Origin of the sequence: Polaribacter sp. 20A6 (assembly GCF_011378915.1) — a bacterium.
In the GTDB taxonomy this organism is placed as follows: Bacteria; Bacteroidota; Bacteroidia; order Flavobacteriales; family Flavobacteriaceae; genus Polaribacter; species Polaribacter sejongensis.
Window position 1 is genome coordinate 515,243 of record NZ_WTPZ01000002.1, and the last position, 21,165, is coordinate 536,407.

Genomic DNA, 21,165 nt, shown 5'->3' on the forward strand with positions numbered 1-21,165 from the left:
CAATAAATTCTTTATTTTGTGCTAAATTTATTTTTTAGTAAATTACAAGAATGTCACTTCGCGCATAGTCGGGAAGCTCTAAAACACGAACATTATGATCAATAAAAAGGTAAAAAACGTAGAAGATGCTTTAAAAGGCGTTAAAAATGGAATGACTTTTATGTTGGGTGGTTTTGGTTTATGTGGAATCCCAGAAAATGCAATTTCAGAACTTGTAAAACTAGATATTAGAAATGTTACTTGTATTTCTAATAATGCAGGTGTAGATGATTTTGGTTTAGGCTTATTGCTTCAAAATAAACAAATCAAAAAAATGATTTCTTCTTATGTAGGAGAAAATGATGAGTTTGAACGGCAAATGTTATCTGGAGAGTTAGAAGTAGAGTTAACTCCACAAGGAACGTTAGCAGAAAAATGTAGAGCTGCACAAGCTGGTTTTCCTGCATTTTATACACCTGCAGGTTACGGAACAGAAGTTGCAGAAGGAAAAGAAACCAGAGAGTTTGATGGCAAAATGTATGTTTTAGAGCCTGCTTTTAAAGCCGATTTTGCCTTTGTAAAAGCTTGGAAAGGTGATGCAGCAGGTAATTTAATCTTTAAAGGAACTTCTAGAAATTTTAATCCGAATATGTGTGGCGCCGCAACAATTACAGTGGCTGAAGTAGAAGAGATGGTTGAGGTTGGAGAACTAGATCCAAACAATATTCATATTCCTGGAATATTTGTACAACGTATTTTTCAAGGTAAAGATTACGAGAAAAGGATTGAACAAAGAACGGTGCGTAATCGCGAATAATTATTCGTTTGTTATTCCTGCGTAGACAGGAATCGATACTGTATTAATTTTAAATTAATGATAAAGTTCTGTTTTTACAGGAATAACATGAGATCGAATTAATACATTTTCTAATTATCAAATCTATTAATCATCAAATTAATAATATGTTAGACAAAATAGGAATCGCAAAGCGAATCGCACAAGAAGTTCAAAACGGATTTTATGTGAACTTAGGTATTGGTATTCCAACCTTGGTTGCAAATTACGTCCGTGAAGGTATTGAGGTTGAGTTTCAAAGTGAAAATGGTGTTCTAGGAATGGGACCTTTTCCTTTTGATGGTGAAGAGGATGCAGATATTATAAATGCAGGGAAACAAACGATTACAACGATGCCTGGAGCAAGTTTTTTCGATTCTTCTATGAGTTTTGCTATGATTCGTGGGAAACATGTAGATTTAACAATATTAGGAGCAATGGAAGTTGCAGAAAATGGTGATATTGCCAACTGGAAAATTCCGGGTAAAATGGTAAAAGGAATGGGAGGCGCAATGGATTTAGTTGCATCTGCAGAAAATATTATTGTTGCCATGATGCACACCAATAAACGTGGTGAGTCTAAAATTTTAAAGAAATGTTCTTTGCCTTTAACGGGAGTTGGTTGTGTAACAAAAATAGTAACAAACTTAGCATTTTTAGAAGTAAGAGATAATGTGTTTCACTTGTTAGAAAGAGCTCCTGGTGTTTCTGTAGAAGATATTAAGAATGCAACAGAAGGAACATTGGTAGTTAATGGAGAAATACCAGAAATGAAGTTTTAAAATGAATTTATTTAAGAAAACATATTGGTTAATTTATCCAATTCTTATTGTAGTATTTATGTTCATTTTTGATCAATTATATACAATGGATAACTTCCTTTTAAAAGGAGGTATTTGTGCCGTTTTAGCATTTATAATATCGCCAAGAAAAAAAATAATTCTAACTCAAACAGGAAAAAAAAAGCAGATTACTTGGATATTTTTAAAGGATCCAATAGTGCTAGAACAATAAATTAAAAATAAGAGTGTTTTCCTTTATCAGGAAATTAAAAAGCATACATGAAGATAATATCATACAACGTAAACGGAATTAGAGCCGCATTAAAAAAAGGATTTTTAGATTGGTTAGAAGCCGCAAATCCAGATGTAATTTGCATACAAGAAACCAAAGCACATAAAGAACAATTAGATCTTACCGATTTTGAAAATGCAGGTTACCCATATCATTATTGGTTTTCTGCACAGAAAAAAGGATACTCTTCTGTAGCTATTTTTTGTAAAGAAAAACCAAATCATATTGAGTATGGAACTGGAATTGAATCTATGGATTTTGAAGGTAGAAATTTACGTGTAGACTTCGATGGTGTTTCTGTAATGAGCTTGTATTTACCTTCTGGTACTAATTCTGAAAGATTAGACTTTAAGTTTAAATACATGGATGAATTTCAAGAATACATCAATAATTTAAAACTCGAAATTCCGAATTTAGTAATCTGTGGAGATTATAATATTTGTCATGAAGAAATTGATATTCACAATCCAAAAATGAAAAATGTTTCTGGCTTTTTACCAGTAGAAAGAACATGGATTGGTGAATTTATTAAGAACGGATTTATAGATAGTTTTCGTTTTTTAAATCAAGAAAAACAAGAATATTCTTGGTGGAGTTACAGGGCAAATTCTAGAGCAAATAATAAAGGTTGGCGTTTAGATTATGCGATGGTTTCAGAACCTTTAAAAGAAAAAATTTCTAGAGCCTATATTTTACCAGAAGCAAAACATTCTGACCATTGCCCAATTGCAGTAGAACTTGACATTTAAAACAAAACATGAATAAATTAATTATATTCCTCCTTTTTACTAGTACTATTTTTTCTCAAATAAAAAAAGACACCTTAAAAGAGCCTGTTAGAAAAAGTTTTTTTTCTGATGCTGATTTAGATGCAATTGATAGCTTATTAGTTGATGAAAAATTTAATTCGGCTTTAGTAGATTCGTTAAGTTATGTAATAAATGATATAGATATTATAGGAAACACAAGCACTGTTTTAACAACAGATTTATTAAAATTACGTCTTACTGCTTTAAATAATAAAACGCCTTTTAATTTAGCGTTTAATCCTTCTTTAGAACAAGTAATTAATAGTTATTTATTGCATCGTAAAAGATACTATCCAGCTTTAATGGCAAAAGCAAAATACTATTTTCCAATGTTCGAGCAATATCTAGATCAATATGATATTCCTTTAGAAATGAAGTATTTGGCTATTGTAGAGTCTGCTTTAAGACCAAAAATTAAGTCTGGAGCTGGTGCAACAGGTTTGTGGCAATTTATGTATGGCACAGGAGTAGAGTTCGATTTAAAAGTGAGTTCTTATGTAGATGAGCGCCAAGACCCGGTAAAAGCAACCATTGCTGCTTGTAAATATTTAAGTCAGTTATTTACTGTTTTTGGAGATTGGGATTTAGCTTTAGCAGCTTACAATTCTGGACCTGGAAATGTAAGAAAAGCAATAAAGCGTTCTGGAGGATATACAAATTATTGGAATATAAGGCCTTATTTGCCGAGAGAAACTGCAAGTTATGTGCCTGCTTTTTATGCAACGATGTATATTTTTGAATATGCAAATGAACATAATATTTATTCTGAACTTCCGCAGTTTTTTAATTTTCAGACAGATACAATTCATGTTAAAAGAACCATTAGTTTCGATCAAATTTCAGAGAAGATCGCTATTGATGAAGAGGTGTTGTCTGAGTTAAATCCGTCTTATAAATTGGATATTATTCCTTTTGTAGAAGATAAAAAATATGCTTTAATATTACCAAGTAACAAGATTATTGAGTTTTTAGATAAGGAAAAAGAAATTTATGCTTTGGCAGATACAGATGATGCGCAAAGAGAAAAACCTTTACCTAAGTATTTCGAAATGGATCAACGTATCCGTTACAGAGTAGTTAATGGAGATTTTTTAGGTAAAATAGCAAATAAATTTGGCGTTCGAGTAAGTGATCTAAAACGTTGGAATAGTTTAAAAACAAGCCGATTAAAAATAGGGCAAAGATTGTCTGTTTATCCTAAAAAGTTAGGGAAATAGTCTCTGTATAAAGAGACAGTAAAGTATTAAAACAGAACAGAAAAAATACATTGTAAACCTGCTGTAAAGTATTTCTGATAAACATTTTTGTTTTTCTTAGAAATACTTTAAAAGTGGAACAGTATTTGGAGTGTTAAACTTTTAGAAGTTAGAACCAACTTTATAACATAAAAATAACTAAACTCATGAAAAAAATATTTACGCTACTTGCATTTACAGTTTTATTTACCTCATGTGGTGGAGGTAATGATAAAATTACTTTACGATCATCTGTTGGTAAAGTAAACAAAGTAATGGTAGTTACTAAAGCTAGTGATTGGGCTGGTGATATTGGTAAAGAAATAAGAAATTCTTTTGGAGAATTGATGGTCGGTTTGCCACAACCAGAGCCTCTTTTATCTGTTTCTCAAGTGGCTCCTAATGGTTTTGGAAAGATGATGCAAGCTGGTAGAAATATTATGGTTATTGGTGTTGCCGATGAAGAGAAATATTTTGTTAGAAACAATGTTTATGCACAACCACAGACTATTGTTTATGTGTATGCTAAAGACAAAGAAGGCGTTGTAAACTTGTTTAAAAAACATCATGAAGAAATTATTAAAACCTTTATCGAGTCGGATGTTAAAATGCTTCAAAATTTGTTTCGCAAAAATAAATTAGATGATTCTCAATTTAAAACACTTCAAAATTTAGGAATTTCATTAACCATCAATAATAAATTTAACATCGTAGATGATACGGGAGATTTTTTATGGTTACGTCAGCATTTATCAAGCGGAATTGCAAAAACAGGAAGTAATAATATTTTAGTGTATTCTGTTCCTTTAGATGATGAAACACAAGTTTCTGATAGTATTGTAGCTGTTAGAAATAGAATTGGAAAGAAATACATACCAGGTTCAGATCCAGAAACCATGCACATGATTACAGAAAAAGCATATACTCCTTTTACCTTTGATGCAACTATAGATGGTAAAAAAGCGTATGAAACTAGAGGGAAGTGGGAAGTTAAAAACGATTTTATGGCAGGACCATTTTTAAACTATACAGTGGTGGATAAAAAGAACAACCGATTAATTATTTTTGAAGGGTTCACTTACGCTCCTTCTGTTAATAAAAGAGCATTTTTGTTTGAGTTGGAAGCAACTGCAAAATCTATGAAGATTAAATAAATAAAAGTACTTTATAAATATAAAAAAATCCGAAAGCAACTGCTTTCGGATTTTTTTATGTAATTCAACCCAAATTTAATTAAAAATGAATTCTCATATATTTTTTACGGATTTTATTCCGTTAGTAACCAATTTTTGCTCTCACTCTTTTTAGAACACCGTTAGCAACAACAGTTGCCTTTTCTGCTCCAATTTTTAAAGCCTCATCAAGTTCATGCTTATTTTCCATATAATGATTGTAGCGGTCTCTTATTGGAGAGAATTGCTCAAGAATCAATTCATATAAAGCTTGTTTTGCATGACCATAACCGTAATTACCACCTTCGTAATTAGCTCTCATGGTTGCTGTTTGTTCTTCGGTTGCAAGTAATTTATACAAAGCAAAAACATTATCGGTATCAGGGTTTTTAGGATCTTCTAAACCTAAACTATCTGTTTTAATAGACATTACTTGTTTTCTTAACTTTTTGTCTGGTAAGAAAATATTGATAAGATTATTTCTAGATTTACTCATTTTTTCACCATCAATTCCGGGAACTAATTTTGTGTTTTCTTGTATTCCTGGTTGTGGCGGAACCAATGTTTCTCCCACGATATTGTTAAACCTATTAGCAACATCACGGGTCATTTCTAAATGCTGTAATTGATCTTTACCAACTGGTACAATCTCTGCATCATATAATAAAATATCTGCAGCCATTAACATTGGGTAGGTAAATAAACCTGCATTAACATCTCCTAATCTATCAGCTTTATCTTTAAATCCGTGTGCTAAAGTTAGTCTTTGATACGGAAAAAAACAGCTTAAATACCACGTTAATTCTGTTGTTTGTGGTATATCACTTTGTCTGTAAAATATAGTTTTATTAATGTCTAATCCACAAGCAAGCCAAGTAGCAGCAACACTATACGTGTTTTCTCTTAATTCTTTTCCATCTTTAATCTGGGTTAAAGAATGCATATCTGCAATAAATATAAAAGATTCATTTCCTGGACTATTTGCCATCTTTATTGCTGGTAAAATAGCTCCTAATAAATTTCCTAAATGTGGAGTTCCTGTACTTTGTACACCTGTTAAAATTCTAGACATTATATTGTTTTTATCTTTTTTTTGATGGAGAGCTTCTCATTACTCTCTGCAATTACAAAAATAAGGTTTTGTTTAAGAAAACCTATCAAACAAAAGAATATTAGTATTTTTGTTTCTTAAGTAGCATTTAGGATAGTAACTTTATTCTCTTAAGTGATTACTATTTAAATAATCAAGCAACTTTTATTGATTCTATGAAGTACCTTAAAATTCCTTTTCTTTTAATTTGGCGCTTGTGGTTTTACCTTTTAATGATTGTAACAATTTTAGTGATGTCACCACTTTTATTGTTATTTACTTTTAAAGAAGAGCATTACCATATTTTTTGGAGAATCGCTAGAGTTTTATCTAAAGTGCTAATTTACGGAATGGGGTTTCGTTTAGATGTGCAATTTGATGAAGAATTAGAACCTAATAAAAGTTATATGTTTTGCCCCAATCATACTTCTTTAATGGATCCTTTTGTTTTGATTGCCATCAGTAAAAACCCTATTGTATTTGTTGGTAAGCAAGAGTTGGTTAAAATTCCTGTTTTTGGTTTTTTTTATAAACGAGTGGTTATTATGGTAGATAGAAATAATCCGGAAAGTAGAAGAAGAGTTTTTAGCATGGCTAAAAAGAGATTGCAAAACGGCGTAAGTATGGCTATTTTTCCTGAAGGATTAGTGCCTGAGGAAGATGTAATTTTAGCACCATTTAAAAAAGGAGCTTTTAGTTTAGCTATAGAGTTTGAGATACCAATTGTACCACAAGTTTATTACGATTGTAAACGGTTGTTTTCTTGGAACGTTTTTAAAGGTGGTATGGGAGTTTTTAGAGTGCGCCAGCACAATTTTATTGCTACAAAAGGATTGTCTATAAAAGAAAGAGATCAGTTAAAAGACAAAACATTCAATATCATTTACAACGATTTGGCAAATGATAAAAAGTTTATGAAAGATACAAATAGCACAAAATGAATGTAAAATTAAATCCCGGATATTCAGAAACAGAAGAACGCTTAAATGTTTGGTCTCATGGTTTAGGATTGCTTGCAAGTGTTATTGCTTTTCCTTTTTTAATTGTAAAAGCATCCAACTATACTAACTTTTGGGAGGTTACAAGTTTTGTGATTTATGGGTTGAGTTTAATTGTTTTATATGCAGCTTCTACATTTTATCATGCAGCAAAAAATCCGAAGAAAAGAAGACGGTTAAATATTTTTGACCATGCGGCTATTTATGCTTTAATTGCTGGGAGTTATACCCCTTTTTGCTTGGTCGCTTTAAATTCTGATTTAGGTTGGTATATGTTTATAGCTGTTTGGGTTTTTGCCTTAACAGGTATTATTTTAAAGCTATTTTTTACAGGAAGGTTCGATAAAATTTCTACAGCAATGTATCTTTTAATGGGGTGGCAAGTAGTGTTTTTCATAAAACCTTTAATGGTTGCTTTACCCACTTTTAATTTAAATTTATTAATTGGTGGAGGAGTTTTTTACACCATCGGAGCTATTTTATATTCCATTAAAAAGATACCATATAACCACGCCATTTTTCACGTATTTGTTTTATTGGGCAGTATCAGTCATTTTATAGCAATTTACTACTTGTAGTTTTTAAATCCAGTCTTTAAAAGGATGTTTACTAATGCTAGAATTATAGTATTTTACATCCCCAGTAACTTCTTGGTCTAACCAATTTGGTTTTATAAAAGTTTCAGTTTCTGAGTTTAATTCTACTTCTGCAACCGTTAAACCTTGGTTGTCGCCATAAAATTCATCCACCTCATAAGTGTGATCACCAACTTTAACCAAATATCTTGTTTTATCAATAATACTTGGTTCGCACAATAAAAGTAAACTTTCGGCTTCCGATTTTTCAATTTCCTTTTCCCACTCAAAACGGGTTGTTCCTGTAGCGTTAGATTTTCCTTTAATAGTCATAAAAGCTTTTTCATCGGATATTCTAACTCTTACAGTTCTGTTTTTATCAGAATTTAAATACCCTTGTTTAATACTTTTTTGAGCATAACTTTCACTTTTAAAATCGTCATTTTTCACTAAAAATTTTCTTTCTATTTCTAAACTCATAAAATGGATGTTTTTTGCTGTAATTTAAGTATTGTAATAAATAGTGTTATTTTTTATTCTGATAAATGCCAAACACAAAATCAGATTGGTTTTCTTTTAGATACTTGTCTTCTAGGGCAAAAAGGTTGTTTAAAACTTGTTCTTTTTCGGTGTCTAATTCGTAAAAGTGATGAGAAATATCTCTAAGTGTGCTCATCAATAAATTATTTCCATAAGGTCTTTCTATAAGGGTGTTATAATGTTTGTGAATTGCCGGAATAATACTCTCAGAATCTACGCATTCAGAAGGGTCTGCTATAATCATTCGAAGTACACCAACGCCTCGGTATTTATTTTTATGTTGCTTACTTTTAAACCGTGTTCTAAATTTCTTAGGAATAGATTTTAACGCTTCATTGATGGCTGTAATTTGTGTTTTAGAAAACTGATGCCTTGTTGCGCCTACAAATTCATTAATTATAAGCAATCCATCTGGCTTTAATACTTTTTGTATGCTACCGGATAATAAAGAGTCTATTTTATCAAAATGATGTAAAGAAGCTTTAAAGAATATAACATCAAAATCATTTTCTTTAAACTCAAAATCATCAATGTTTTTAGCAATAAATTTAATGTTTGTTAGACCATTTTTTGCTGCTTTTTTCGCTGCTTTTTGTAGTAAGTTGTCAGCAATATCTAAACAAACAACTTCTTTAAAAATAGTATTTTTTTTAGCCAATTCAATTTCTGGATTGCAAATACCAGAACCTAAAGAAAGAAGCCTTAGGTTGGTTTTGTCTTTCAAAAAATCATCCGTAATAAATTGAATATAACCTACATTTTTATCACCAGAAATTAAAAGATTCCACCGTTCTACAACCTTAGGTATAGACCAAAAGTTAGAAGAAATAGAGGCTGTATTATCAAAAGCACTTTTTGTTCGACCTTCTTTGTTAAACGTAAATTTAGAAAAGAAAAACTTGCTACCTCGTTGTATTGCTTTAAAATACGTGTCTATAAAGTCATCTAAAGTAATTAGTTTCATATTCTATTTTACAATTAGTACAAAAATACTTTTTTAAAATAAACTGTCATCCTCTATAAGTATTCTTTTAGATAGATTTTTTATAACAAATTAGAATATATCTTAGAAATAGGGGTAAAAAGTGTACTAATACTAGCATGTTTACGTTTAATGATAAAAAAGAAATATCTTTGGGATATTAAACTTAATCGATGAAAAAACTCTTTATACTTTCTATCTTATTTTTCTCAGTATCATTTTCTGCTCAGACAGATTATAGTGCTTCTTGGGAAGACTTTTATTCTTACAACAATGTAAAAGATTTTGTGAAGGTAGATGATGTAATTTATGCCTTATCAGACAATGCTGTTTTTACGTATGATGTGGTTACAAAAGAGATTGAAAAACTGTCTTCCGTACAAGGATTGTCTGGTGAAACTACAAGTTCTATTCATTATAATAGCGCTTTTAAAAGGCTTGTAATTGGTTATGAAAACGGATTGGTAGAGGTTGTAGATGAGGATGGTATTATAACAATTTCTTCGGATATTGTTAGTTTTAATCAATCTGGAGAGAAAAGTATCAACGATATTACAGAGTATAATGGCAAACTGTATTTGTCTACGCCATTTGCTATTGTAGTATATGATATTGATAGATTAGAGTTTGGAGACACCTATTTTATTGGTTCGGGTTCTAGTGCTATAAGGATTAATGCAACGACTGTTTTAAACGATGTTATTTATGCAGCTACCGAAGACGGAATTTATATTGCAAATGTAAATGATCCTTCTTTAATAGATTTTAATAATTGGAATCAACAATTTAACGGCAATAATTTTAAGGAATTAGTAACGTTTAATAATAAGGTATTTACAATTTCCGGATCCAAATTATATGAAATAAATGTAAGTGGTTTAAATGAAATAAGAGATTTTTCTCAACCCATTATTTCTATTAAAAATTCAGCCTCTTTTTTAACGGTTACTTTAGGTCAAAATTCTGTAATTTTTGATACTGCTTTAAATACCGCTTTTCAATTTAACACCACACCAGATTTCAACTTTACGCTTAACAATTCTTTTTTTGAAGATGATACCATTTTTTTAGCAACCACAGAGTTTGGCATTTTGCAAAGTAATACTATTAACGATGATTATTTAGAAATCCATCCAGAAGGTCCTGTAGAAAATGATGTTTTTTCTATTGCTGCGAATAATGATAATGTTTGGGTTGTTTATGGTGGTTATACAGATGTTTATGGACCTATTGGAAATAGAATAGGTGTTATTAGTCATTTTAACAGTAAAGAAACTGATGGATTAAAATGGAAAAATATAAATTTAAATTCAGTTGCTCCTTTTACAGATTTAAATCATATAACTATAGATCCAAATGCAGAAAACAAAGTATATGTAAGTTCTTTTGGTGATACTGATGTAACATCTATTAATAATAAGAATGCAACAGGAGGTTTATTAGTGTTAGAAAACGACGAAATAAAAACATTTTATAATGAATCTAATAGTACTTTAAAAGATATTGAACCAGGTGATCCAGTTAGAGTAACTATAAGAGTTAGTGCTTCTGTTCTCGATTCTCAAGGAAATTTATGGGTTACAAATGTTTTAGTAGATAATGAGTTACACAAGCTTTCTGCAAGTGGAAATTGGACTAGTTTTGATATGCGATCTGTAGAAACAGATGCTAGTAGGGCAGGTTTAAGTGAAATTGCTATAGATAAAAATAACAGTCTTTGGTATGGCTCAAGAGCAAACGGAGTCTATGTTTTTAATGAGAACGGAAATAGAAAAAAAGCATTAATTGCTACACCAAATTTAGGAAACCTTCCGGATGCAAATGTGGAAGCAGTGGCTGTGGATGGTAGTAATAGAGTTTGGATTGGTACTAGGTCTGGTTTGGTAATGTATAGTAATGCATCAGGTGTTTTTGATGATGCTACACCAAATGCAAATGCAGTAGTTATTAACGGAAACGCGGAAGGTTTTGGAGAAAGACTTTTAGGAGATCAACGGGTTAATAGCATTGTGGTAGATGGTGCAGATAATAAATGGTTTGGTACAGATAATGGTGGTGTAATTTATACCAATCCAAACGGACAAACAACCTTAGCCAATTTTAGTATGGACAATTCGCCATTACCATCTAATAAAATTGTAAAAATAGCGGTAGATGAAAGTACCGGTAAAGTTTATTTTGCAACCAACAAAGGTATTGTAGTTTATAATAGTAAGGTGGCGCCTTTTGGCGATGTTATTCCAGATATTTACGCCTACCCAAATCCTGCTTTAAAAAATCATGAAACGGTTACTATTGATGGTAGAAACGGTACACATTTACCAAAAGGAACCAACGTAAAAATAATTGATGTTGCCGGTAACTTAGTATATGAAACCAATGTGGTAGAAGGACAGGAGTTGCAAGGAGGAAAAGTAGTTTGGGATAAAAAAAACCTTGCAGGTACTAATGTCGCTTCCGGAATTTATATTGTGTTGTTATCTAATGAGGATGCAACGGAAACAGGGGTTACTAAAATTGCAATTGTAAATTAAAATGGCTGTTGTAACTACAAAAGCGATTGTTTTAAGTGCTTTAAAATTTGGAGACTCAAGCTTAATTGTAAAATGTTTTACGGAAGAAGAAGGGGTAAAGTCTTATTTAATTAGAGGTATTTTAAAAGCTAAAAAAGGAGGGTTGAAAGCAGCTTATTTTCAGCCATTAACGCAGTTAACAATTGTTGCAAGCCACAATAATAAAGGGACTTTAAATTCTATTAAAGAGGTTCAGGTTTCATACCCTTATCAAACTATCTATAGAGATATTGTGAAGCAATCTGTGGTGTTATTTTTATCTGAAGTATTGTCTTATGCAATAAAAGAAGAGGAAAAGAATGAAGGGCTTTATGAGTATTTAGAATCGGGACTTATTTGGTTGGATTTACATAATAAAATTGCAAATTTTCATTTGTTATTTTTACTGAATTTAACCCGTTTTCTTGGTTTTTATCCAGATTTGTCTGATGCTGATAAATTGGGGTTTGATTTAAGCGAAGGGGTTTTCTCTGATTTAACCTCTCAAAAAAACCTCATTTCTGGTAATTATTATTACCAATTCAAAAAACTGTTAGGAATTACTTTTGATGAAATAGAAAATGTATCTTTTGGTAAACAAGAAAGACAGATCGTTTTAAAAATTATAATTCAGTATTTCGAACTACACTTAGATGGATTTCGAAAGCCAAAATCACTTCAAATTTTAGAAACTGTTTTTAGTTGATACACCAAAGTGTTCAGCTAAAAAGACTCAAGACCACTTCGCTAAAAGATACAAGAAATAAGATTTTTTCAATCAACTATTTTTTAGTTTGAAAAAACTTTTAATTTTTCTTCTTTTTACCTTCTTCAGTAAAATTATCGTTTATTGCTCTTTCTGTTTTTATAACACTAACTAAAATAGACAATAGCGCTAAAACCATTGGTTGCCAAGTTAATTCTATAGTAGCAAAGTTTACAAGAGCTAAAGCACCTAAAAACGAAATACCAGAGTAGATTAAAAAACTTTTATTGAAATTAGCATTTGCAAAATCCCATATTTCTTGGTTTAGCATTGCTTTTGGTGTTTTGTAACCATAAATTCCATTCACTTTTTTTGGAGGGAATTTCCAAAAAAGAATACTGATTAAAAATAATAAACCGTTTGTGGTAAGTATATATATTAAAGTTTCACTCATAATTCTAATTTTTTAATTTTGCTACTACCTACTTTTTCAGAGGTCTTAACAATCCTTCTTGCGCTACAGAGGCAATTAATTTACCGTCTCTTGTAAAAATATTTCCTTTAGATAAACCTCTAGCTCCAAAAGCATTTGGTGATTCTACAGAATACAACATCCAATCATCAAAATCGAAATCTCTAAAAAACCACATAGAATGATCTAAACTTGCAGTTTGAGTATTTCCAAAATTGTAATTACTTGCATTCGGATTAAAAGCGGCGTTTAGTATGTTATAATCAGAAATATAGGCAAGAATTTCTTGTTTTGTTCTAAAATCCATTTCTTGCTTTTCACCTTTTAAGCGAAACCAAACTTGCTCATTGGGAGGTAAGTTTTCTGGTTGTAACGGGTTTGGTATTCTTACCGGTTTAAACTCTATAGGTCTTTCTATACTTAAAAAGTATTTCATAGATTTTGGTAAAAAATCACCAAATTTTTCCAACATATCATCCCAACTCAATAATTTTTCTGGTTGTTTTATGCTAGCATCAAATGTAGCTTGATGTTCAAAACCATCTTCTTCTTTATGAAATGAAGCCGCTAGAATAAAAATAGTTTTTTCATTTTGGCTTGCAGTAACTCTTCTTGTAGAAAAACTACCTCCATTTCTTACTTCTTGTACATGATAATTAATAGGAATTGTTAAATCTCCAGCCTCTAAAAAATAAGAATGTAAAGAATGTAAAAAACGATTTTCTGGTATGGTTTTATAAGCGGCATTAACTGCTTGTGCTATAACTTGTCCGCCAAAAACATTTGGACTACCAATGGTTACGCTATTTCCGCTAAAATTATGATTGCCTAAATCTTCTAAATTTAAAAGTGAAATTAATTCTTTAGTGTTTTTCATACTTAGTTTCTAAAGTTTTAAATGGAAATTTTTGTTGAAATGGAGTTGGTTGAACTCTTTGCAAAAATAACTTTAAAATTTTGTTTTTAATAGTTTTCTGATGACGAAGATACATGGTTAAATCTTGAGGAACTGCGCCAACAGAACTTTTTATTTCGCTGGCAGTTCTTCCAAAATTAATGGTTTTTAAATTTTTATCGATGGCAATTTCTATATAATCGTACAACATTCTTTGGTAAATAGCATGCTCTCTATTTAATTGATAATCGATGCCTACAAAATGTGCGTCTAAAGATTCTTGGTTGATAATTCCAGATACAAATCCTACAATTTTATCATCCAAACAATAAGATTTTAAAATATAATTTTCTCCGAACAGTTTTTTAAAATCTCTGTAAGTTTCTAGATTAAAAACACCTAAATTAAAATCTGCATTAGAGGCTACTTTTTCATACAGTGTAGTCATTTCTGGCAATATCTTATCAATGTTTTCTAAAGTGACATCTTTTATTATAATTGCAGCGCTCTGTTTAAAAGCTTTTTTAGCTTTTACCCTAAATTTGGTTTTCATAGCAGCTAAATAATCATCAAAATTTTGCCAATTTTCATGTAATTGAAGCTTCATATTTGGCTCTACAGAAAACGGATGATAACTAAATTTTTTTAAGGTATCTGTTATGTCTAACGATTCCTTTGTAAAATCTTTTACAAGGAGTGCATCAATTTGTTTTTTTAGTTTTTTATCAGAATTTACAAAGTGATTAATGCTTTCTGCTAATTCTTTTAGAATGGCTTTTTTATCTTGATTTTCCGCTATAAAAATACCATGTTCTCCACTCACAAAAGGATTTCCGCAGATAAGCAGTTGTAACGGTTTTTTATCAGGAAATACATGCAGTTTCTTTCCAATATCTTTTAAAACTTCGAAGTCGTTTTTTATAGAATTTAGTTCAAAATTAATTATTGTTAAACAAGCAAAAGCTGTTGGCTTATTTTTTTGATCAACCAAAACAATATATGAAAACGTTATTTCTGGGTGATTTTGTTCTAAATACTTTAAGAAATCTGGATGAAAATAACTGTTTTTTCTACAATTTAAAGCATCCCATATTTGGGAAGGAATTTCATCAATAGAAGAGAAAAATTTGGCAGTATTTGTATGGGTGCAACAAATCAAATTAATTATATAGTTTTAGTTTTCTAAAAGGACTTTCTTTAGGTGCAAAGTTCCGTTTTCTTTAGTAATAATATTACTTTTTCTAAGGTAAATTTAGGTATTAACAATTTAAACAACTGTTATCTGATTGTTTTCAGCATTAAAAAACAGCCTATTTTAAGATTTTTAATTCCTAAAACGATGGTACCTAAAAATGACATTCTAATTTATGTTTTTTTACTGGTAAGTAATAAGTCGTAATACAAGGGTAACTGCTTACTAATTGGTTTATAATCTTTAACTTTTAACTCAACAATTAAAAATTATAACGTTTCTTTAACATTCTTACTTGTAAACTATTTAACGTGCTGAACGTCTTAAAAGTATATTTGCAAAAATCCAATACTTTATAAGTATAAATTAAAAGTACAACTAACCAATTATGAGAAAGATTATTCTAGCGATCCTAGGTGTTTTAACAATTGTAGGTGCTATCTTATTAGGCAATTACCTTATTGATAAAAACCAAAAACCAAAACCAACATTTGAAAGACAAATAAAAACTGTTTTTGTAGAAAATGTAATTAATAAAAATATTCCTATTATTTTAACTGCAAGCGGAAGCTTAATTGCAAAAAATAAAATAGAAATCTACTCTGAAGTTTCTGGAGTTTTAAAAGTTTCTAATAAATTATTTAAGGCAGGTACAAAATATAACCGTGGTGAAACTTTATTAGGTATAAATAGCGATGAATTTTACGCGAGCTTACAGTCTCAGAAAAGTAACTTGTATAATTTAATTACAGCTATTTTACCAGATTTACGTTTAGATTATCCGGTTGAATTTAAGAATTGGGAAAATTATTTACAAGGTTTTGATATGAATAAATCAACACCAAAATTACCCGAATTCTCATCAGATAAAGAAAAGTATTTTATTTCTGGACGAGGAATTTTAACAGCATATTATAATGTTAAAAACCTAGAAGTACGTTTGTCTAAACATCAAATTAGAGCTCCTTTTTCTGGTGTTTTAACAGAGGCTTTGGTTAGCCCTGGTACTTTGGTTAGAGTTGGTCAGAAATTAGGTGAGTTTATAGATCCTAAAATATATGAAATGGAGGTTTCTGTAAATTCAGAATATGCAGACTTATTAAAAGTTGGTAATTCTGTTGACTTATCTAATTTAGAAAAAACAAAAAAATACACAGGAAAAGTGGTTCGTGTTAACGGAAAAGTAGACCAAGTTACACAAACTATAAAAGCATATGTAGATGTAATACATGCCGATTTAAAAGAAGGTATGTTTTTAGAAGCAGACTTAGTTGCAAAATCGGAAACTGATGCTATCGAAATTTCTAGAAAATTATTAGTAGATAACCAATCTGTTTATACAATTAAAAACGACAGTATTTTAACGTTAACAAATATTCAACCAGTTTATTTTGGTAGCGAAAAAGTGGTGATTAAAGGTTTAGAGAATAATCAAAAAATATTAACACAAGTATTGCCAGGTGCTTTTGACGGTATGATTGTAAAAATTAATAAACAGTAATTAGATGAAAAAAATAATTACATATTTTATTAAATATCCTGTTGCGGTAAATGTCTTTATTATTGCATTTGTAGCTTTTGGTTTAGTGGGCGCTCTTACAATGAAATCGTCTTTCTTTCCGTTGACAGATTCTGAATTGATAAACATATCTTTAGCATATCCGGGTGCTTCTCCTGCAGAAATGGAAGAAGGTGTTGTTCTTAAAATTGAAGATAATTTAAAAGGAATTGTTGGTGTAGACCGTGTAACCTCTGTTTCTAGTGAGAACTCTGCAACGGTAAATATAGAGGTAGAAAAAGGGAAAGATATAGATGTTGTTTTAACAGATGTTAAAAATGCGGTAGATAGAGTTCCGTCTTTTCCTTCTGGTATGGAGCCTGCTGTAATTGCAAAAGTAGAAAATATTAGACCAACCATTAGTTTTACGATTAGTGGAGACGATATTTCATTAGGTTCTTTAAAACAGTATGCTAGAAATATAGAAAATGATATTAGAGGGATTGAAGGAATTTCTCAAGTGTCTCTTTCTGGATTTCCAGACGAAGAAATAGAAATTGCTGTAAAAGAAAACGATTTACGTGCGTATAATTTGTCTTTTACAGATGTAGCAACGGCTATTCAAAACTCTAATCTTTTAATAACTGGTGGTAATATTAAAACTGCTCAAGAAGATTATTTAATTAGAGCAAGTAACCGTTCTTATTATGGTGTAGAATTACAGAATCTTATAGTTAGAACGGAAACAAACGGACATATAATTCGCCTAAAGGATATTGCGGAGGTTAAAGATACTTGGTCTGAAACTCCAGATAGGTTATACTACAATGGTAATTTGGCCATTGATATTTCTATAAGTAATACAAATAATGAAGATTTACTCTCTTCTGCTGATAAAATTAAAGAATACATCCACAAATTTAATCAGCAAAACCAAAATATTCATTTAGATATTACAGATGATAGAAGTGTTACTTTACAAGGTAGAACCAAACTTTTAATAGAAAATGGAGTTGTAGGTATTTTACTTGTACTTTTCTTTTTAGCATTGTTTTTAAATCTGCGTTTGGCAATTTGGGTGGCCTTTGGTTTGCCTATTTCATTTTTTGGAATGTTTATTTTAGCAGCACAATTTGATGTTACTATAAATATCTTATCGCTATTTGGTATGATTATCGTTATTGGTATTTTGGTGGATGATGGAATTGTAATTGGAGAAAATATTTACCATCATTATTATGATTTGGGTAAATCTAAAGTTCAAGCAGCCATAGATGGTACAATGGAAGTAATTCCGCCAATTGTTTCGGCAATACTAACGACTATTATTGCTTTTTCGACCTTATTTTTTGTAGATGGTAGAATTGGTAATTTCTTTAGTGAAGTTTCTACAGTTGTACTTTTAACATTAACAGTTTCTTTAATTGAAGCCTTAATTATTTTACCAGCACATATTGCACACTCTAAAGCTTTAGATAGAAAAAGGAAAGAAAATGGTGAAGTGAAAAAGAAGAATGTAATTGATGCTTTTTTTAATAAAATAAACAGATTTGCAGACGGATGGTTAACAAAAGTAAATGAAAAACTATACGTACCTTTTTTAAAGTTTTCTTTAAAAAATAAAATATTTGCTTTTTCAATGCCTATTGCGTTGTTAATCTTTAGTATAACATCTATTGGTGGAGGAATTGTAAGAACATCGTTTTTTCCTTCTATTGCAAGTGATAAAATACAAGTAACCTTAAAAATGCCACAAGGGACAAACGAGCAAATTACGGATTCTATAATTTCTAAAATTGAAGAAAAAGTTTGGTTGATAAATAAAGAATACACAGCAAAACAATCCGGAAACGAGCAGGTTGTACAAAATATCATAAAAAGAGTTGGTCCAGGAAGTGCGAATGCTACTTTAAATATCAATTTATTGGCAGGAGAAAGTAGAGAGTTTTCATCACCAGAAATAACAAATTCTATTAGAGAAAAAGTAGGAAAAGTGTACGGTGTAGAAAGTTTAATTTTTGGTTCTGGAGGTAATTTTGGAGGAAGTCCAGTTGCAGTTTCTTTATTGGGAAATAATATTGAAGAGTTAAAAGCTGCAAAAGCAGAATTAAAGCTAGAGTTAGAAAATAATCCTTTATTAAAAGATATTTCTGATAATGATCCGGCAGGAATTAAAGAGGTAAGCATTACTTTAAAAGACAATGCCTATTTATTGGGCTTGAATTTACAATCTGTAATGGCGCAAATTCGTAATGGTTTCTTCGGATTTCAAGCACAACGTTTTCAAAGAGGACAAGACGAAATTAAAGTCTGGGTACGTTATAATAGAGAAGATAGATCTTCTATTAAAAACTTAGATGATATGCAAATTGTAGCTCCAAACGGATCAAGAATTTCGTTTTCAGAAATTGGAACGTATCAAATTAAAAGAGGAGATATTGCTATAAATCACTTAAACGGAAAAAGAGAAATTCAAGTTTCTGCAGATTTAAAAGATCCAAAAGAAAGTGCAACTGAAATTTTAGATGATATTAAAACACGTGTAATGCCGTTAATAATTTCTAAATATCATTCTGTATCTCCACTTTACGAAGGTCAGAATAGAGAGGCCCAAAAAACCATAGATTCTTTAGAATGGTTAAAGTGGATTATTTTAGGCTTAATTTATATTGTAATAGCGTTTACATTTCGTTCTTACAGTCAGCCACTGTTGTTACTTATAATGATTCCTTTTAGTATGATTGGGGTCGTTTTAGGGCATTATATTCACGATTTTCCAATCAACATTTTATCTTGGCTAGGTATTATTGCACTGGTAGGTATTATGGTAAATGATGGGTTGGTTTTAATAGGTAAATTTAACGCTTATTTAAAAGAAGGAATGTTATTTGATGACGCTTTAGTCTTGGCTGGTCAATCTCGTTTTAGAGCAATTTTCTTAACTTCTTTAACTACAGTAGCTGGTTTAGCCCCTTTAATGTTAGAAAAAAGTAGACAAGCACAATTTTTAATTCCGATGGCAATTTCTATTTCTTACGGAATTGCAATTGCTACTATTTTAACCTTGGTGATGTTACCATTATTATTGTCTGTTTCTAATTCTATAAAAGTTGGACTTAAATGGTTGAAAACAGGAGATAAAGTAAGTAAAGAGGAAGTAGAAAGAGCAATTATAGAATCTAAATTCGACGAACATGAAGATCATTAGAAACACCATATTATTAGTCGGGTTTTTATCGACTTTACAAGGAATTTCACAAGAAATTTTAACGAAGAAAGAGGCACTAGAAATTACCTTAGAAAATAATTTCGGAATTAAAATAGCAAACAATAACTTAGAAGTTGCAAACAACAATAAAAGTATTTACAATACTGGTTTTTTGCCAACCGCAACCGTTACTTCGGGTGCAAATTATAGTAATAATAATCAAACCAACACACCACAAACGGGAGCGGCAACATCTACTACAGGTGCTGTAACTAAGTCTTATAACGCAAGTATTGGTTTAAATTATACTCTTTTTGATGGATTGGGAAGAAAATACAATTATCAGCAATTAAAAGAAACCTATAATTTAACCGAATTACAAGCTAGAGAAACGATAGAAAATACGTATTTACAATTGTTTACGGCGTATTTTCAAATTGCAAGGTTATCAGAAAATAAAACAAATTTAGACGAAGCATTGTCTATTTCTAAACAACGTTTACTGCGTGCAAAATATCAATACGAATACGGGCAATCTACCAAGTTAGAGTTGTTAAATGCAGAGGTAGATGTAAATAATGATAGCATAACATTAATAAGTGCTAAACAGCAGTTAAGCAATGCAAAACGTGGTTTAAACATTATTTTAGGAATTGAAAAAGTAGTAACTTATAATGTTGAAACGGAGGTTGTTTTTAATAAAATGATGAATTTAGAGGAACTTCAGCAAAAAACAATTGCTAATAATTCTACCCTTAAACAAAATGAAAAAAACATTGCAATTAGTGAGTTTAATATTAAAGTAAATAAGGCTAATTATTTACCTTCTTTAGCTTTAAATACATCTTATGGTTGGAACCAGAATGATAATGAAAACCTTGCCAATGCCTTTCAGCCAAAATCTACATCATCTAACGGGTTAAATGCTGGTTTAAGTTTGTCTTGGAATTTGTTTGATGGTGGAAGCACAAAAACGAAGGTTGCCAATGCAAAAATTGATTTAGAAAATCAGCAAATACTATTAGAGCAACAAAAAGTGACCATCAATAATAATTTAAAAAATACTTGGGAGAATTATCAGAACCAATTATTTATTATAAAAGCACAAGAAAAAAATGTGTCAACAACACAGAATAATTTCGATAGAAGTACAGAGCGTTATAAATTGGGACAAATAACATCTATAGAATTTAGGCAAGCACAAATTAATTTACTAAACTCTAAAACATCTTTTAACAATGCTAAATTTGATGCAAAACTGATAGAATTACAACTTTTACAATTAAGTGGAGATATTTTAAATGTCAATTTTTAAAAACTGATTTTGGTCATATTTTAAAATAATCTTATGTT

General features: G+C 30.5%; 19 protein-coding genes. 13 read left to right on the plus strand and 6 right to left on the minus strand.

Going from position 1 to position 21,165, the window contains the following annotated elements; translation table 11 throughout:
- Window positions 1-94 precede the first annotated feature (94 nt).
- From GQS57_RS06055 to GQS57_RS06080, 6 genes are all read left to right on the plus strand, one after another.
- Complete coding sequence (locus tag GQS57_RS06055) at window positions 95-796, plus strand: CoA transferase subunit A (RefSeq protein ID WP_165731676.1); 702 nt, start codon at window positions 95-97, stop codon at window positions 794-796.
- Window positions 797-942: 146 nt separating this feature from the next.
- Window positions 943-1,596: a 3-oxoacid CoA-transferase subunit B gene (locus GQS57_RS06060; protein WP_165731677.1), complete on the plus strand. Its 654-nt coding sequence runs from the start codon at window positions 943-945 to the stop codon at window positions 1,594-1,596.
- A 1-nt stretch (window position 1,597) separates the two neighbouring features.
- Window positions 1,598-1,828, plus strand: coding sequence for a hypothetical protein (locus GQS57_RS06065; protein WP_165731678.1), 231 nt, complete (start codon window positions 1,598-1,600; stop codon window positions 1,826-1,828).
- A gap of 47 nt (window positions 1,829-1,875) precedes the next feature.
- Complete coding sequence (locus tag GQS57_RS06070) at window positions 1,876-2,637, plus strand: exodeoxyribonuclease III (protein ID WP_165731679.1); 762 nt, start codon at window positions 1,876-1,878, stop codon at window positions 2,635-2,637.
- An 8-nt stretch (window positions 2,638-2,645) separates the two neighbouring features.
- Window positions 2,646-3,914: a lytic transglycosylase domain-containing protein gene (locus tag GQS57_RS06075; RefSeq protein ID WP_165731680.1), complete on the plus strand. Its 1,269-nt coding sequence runs from the start codon at window positions 2,646-2,648 to the stop codon at window positions 3,912-3,914.
- 185 nt (window positions 3,915-4,099) lie between these two features.
- Window positions 4,100-5,086, plus strand: coding sequence for a DUF4837 family protein (locus GQS57_RS06080; RefSeq protein ID WP_165731681.1), 987 nt, complete (start codon window positions 4,100-4,102; stop codon window positions 5,084-5,086).
- A 121-nt stretch (window positions 5,087-5,207) separates the two neighbouring features.
- On the opposite strand, the gene trpS is transcribed toward GQS57_RS06080, so the two are convergent.
- Window positions 5,208-6,176, minus strand: coding sequence for a tryptophan--tRNA ligase (gene trpS / locus GQS57_RS06085; protein ID WP_165731682.1), 969 nt, complete (start codon window positions 6,174-6,176; stop codon window positions 5,208-5,210).
- 194 nt (window positions 6,177-6,370) lie between these two features.
- Between trpS and GQS57_RS06090 the strand changes: the two genes are divergently transcribed.
- Both GQS57_RS06090 and GQS57_RS06095 read left to right on the plus strand, forming a co-directional pair.
- Window positions 6,371-7,135 (plus strand): 1-acyl-sn-glycerol-3-phosphate acyltransferase, encoded by a 765-nt coding sequence (locus GQS57_RS06090; RefSeq protein ID WP_165731683.1) that lies wholly within the window; start codon window positions 6,371-6,373, stop codon window positions 7,133-7,135.
- Window positions 7,132-7,770, plus strand: a complete 639-nt coding sequence (locus GQS57_RS06095; RefSeq protein WP_165731684.1) for a hemolysin III family protein — start codon at window positions 7,132-7,134, stop codon at window positions 7,768-7,770. Before GQS57_RS06090 ends, GQS57_RS06095 begins: the two co-directional genes overlap by 4 nt.
- 3 nt (window positions 7,771-7,773) lie before the next feature.
- On the opposite strand, the gene GQS57_RS06100 is transcribed toward GQS57_RS06095, so the two are convergent.
- Both GQS57_RS06100 and GQS57_RS06105 read right to left on the minus strand, forming a co-directional pair.
- Window positions 7,774-8,247 (minus strand): CYTH domain-containing protein, encoded by a 474-nt coding sequence (locus GQS57_RS06100; protein ID WP_165731685.1) that lies wholly within the window; start codon window positions 8,245-8,247, stop codon window positions 7,774-7,776.
- A 46-nt stretch (window positions 8,248-8,293) separates the two neighbouring features.
- Window positions 8,294-9,271 (minus strand): class I SAM-dependent methyltransferase, encoded by a 978-nt coding sequence (locus tag GQS57_RS06105; RefSeq protein WP_165731686.1) that lies wholly within the window; start codon window positions 9,269-9,271, stop codon window positions 8,294-8,296.
- A gap of 191 nt (window positions 9,272-9,462) precedes the next feature.
- Between GQS57_RS06105 and GQS57_RS06110 the strand changes: the two genes are divergently transcribed.
- A complete protein-coding gene (locus GQS57_RS06110) occupies window positions 9,463-11,823 on the plus strand; it encodes a hypothetical protein (protein ID WP_165731687.1) in 2,361 nt (786 codons plus the stop codon).
- Window position 11,824: 1 nt separating this feature from the next.
- Window positions 11,825-12,547, plus strand: a complete 723-nt coding sequence (recO, locus tag GQS57_RS06115) for a DNA repair protein RecO (protein ID WP_165731688.1) — start codon at window positions 11,825-11,827, stop codon at window positions 12,545-12,547.
- Window positions 12,548-12,647: 100 nt separating this feature from the next.
- On the opposite strand, the gene GQS57_RS06120 is transcribed toward recO, so the two are convergent.
- From GQS57_RS06120 to GQS57_RS06130, 3 genes are read right to left on the minus strand one after another with little or no spacing between them, the layout of a single operon-like run.
- The gene (locus GQS57_RS06120) at window positions 12,648-13,001 is read right to left on the minus strand and encodes an SdpI family protein (protein WP_165731689.1); all 354 of its coding nucleotides are present in this window, start codon (window positions 12,999-13,001) and stop codon (window positions 12,648-12,650) included.
- Window positions 13,002-13,029: 28 nt separating this feature from the next.
- Complete coding sequence (locus GQS57_RS06125) at window positions 13,030-13,896, minus strand: acyl-CoA thioesterase II (protein WP_165731690.1); 867 nt, start codon at window positions 13,894-13,896, stop codon at window positions 13,030-13,032.
- On the minus strand, window positions 13,883-15,073 hold the full coding sequence (locus GQS57_RS06130; RefSeq protein WP_205860219.1) for a peptidogalycan biosysnthesis protein: 1,191 nt from the start codon (window positions 15,071-15,073) through the stop codon (window positions 13,883-13,885). The genes GQS57_RS06125 and GQS57_RS06130 overlap by 14 nt, the downstream gene beginning before the upstream one ends.
- Window positions 15,074-15,494: 421 nt before the next feature.
- On the opposite strand from GQS57_RS06130, the gene GQS57_RS06135 reads away from it, so the two are divergent.
- Genes GQS57_RS06135 through GQS57_RS06145 form a run of 3 tightly spaced genes read left to right on the plus strand, consistent with a single transcriptional unit; the run spans window position 15,495 to window position 21,127 of the window.
- On the plus strand, window positions 15,495-16,607 hold the full coding sequence (locus GQS57_RS06135; protein WP_165731691.1) for an efflux RND transporter periplasmic adaptor subunit: 1,113 nt from the start codon (window positions 15,495-15,497) through the stop codon (window positions 16,605-16,607).
- 4 nt (window positions 16,608-16,611) lie between these two features.
- The gene (locus GQS57_RS06140; RefSeq protein ID WP_165731692.1) at window positions 16,612-19,812 is read left to right on the plus strand and encodes an efflux RND transporter permease subunit; all 3,201 of its coding nucleotides are present in this window, start codon (window positions 16,612-16,614) and stop codon (window positions 19,810-19,812) included.
- The gene (locus tag GQS57_RS06145) at window positions 19,799-21,127 is read left to right on the plus strand and encodes a TolC family protein (RefSeq protein WP_165731693.1); all 1,329 of its coding nucleotides are present in this window, start codon (window positions 19,799-19,801) and stop codon (window positions 21,125-21,127) included. Before GQS57_RS06140 ends, GQS57_RS06145 begins: the two co-directional genes overlap by 14 nt.
- The last annotated feature ends 38 nt before the right edge of the window (window positions 21,128-21,165 follow it).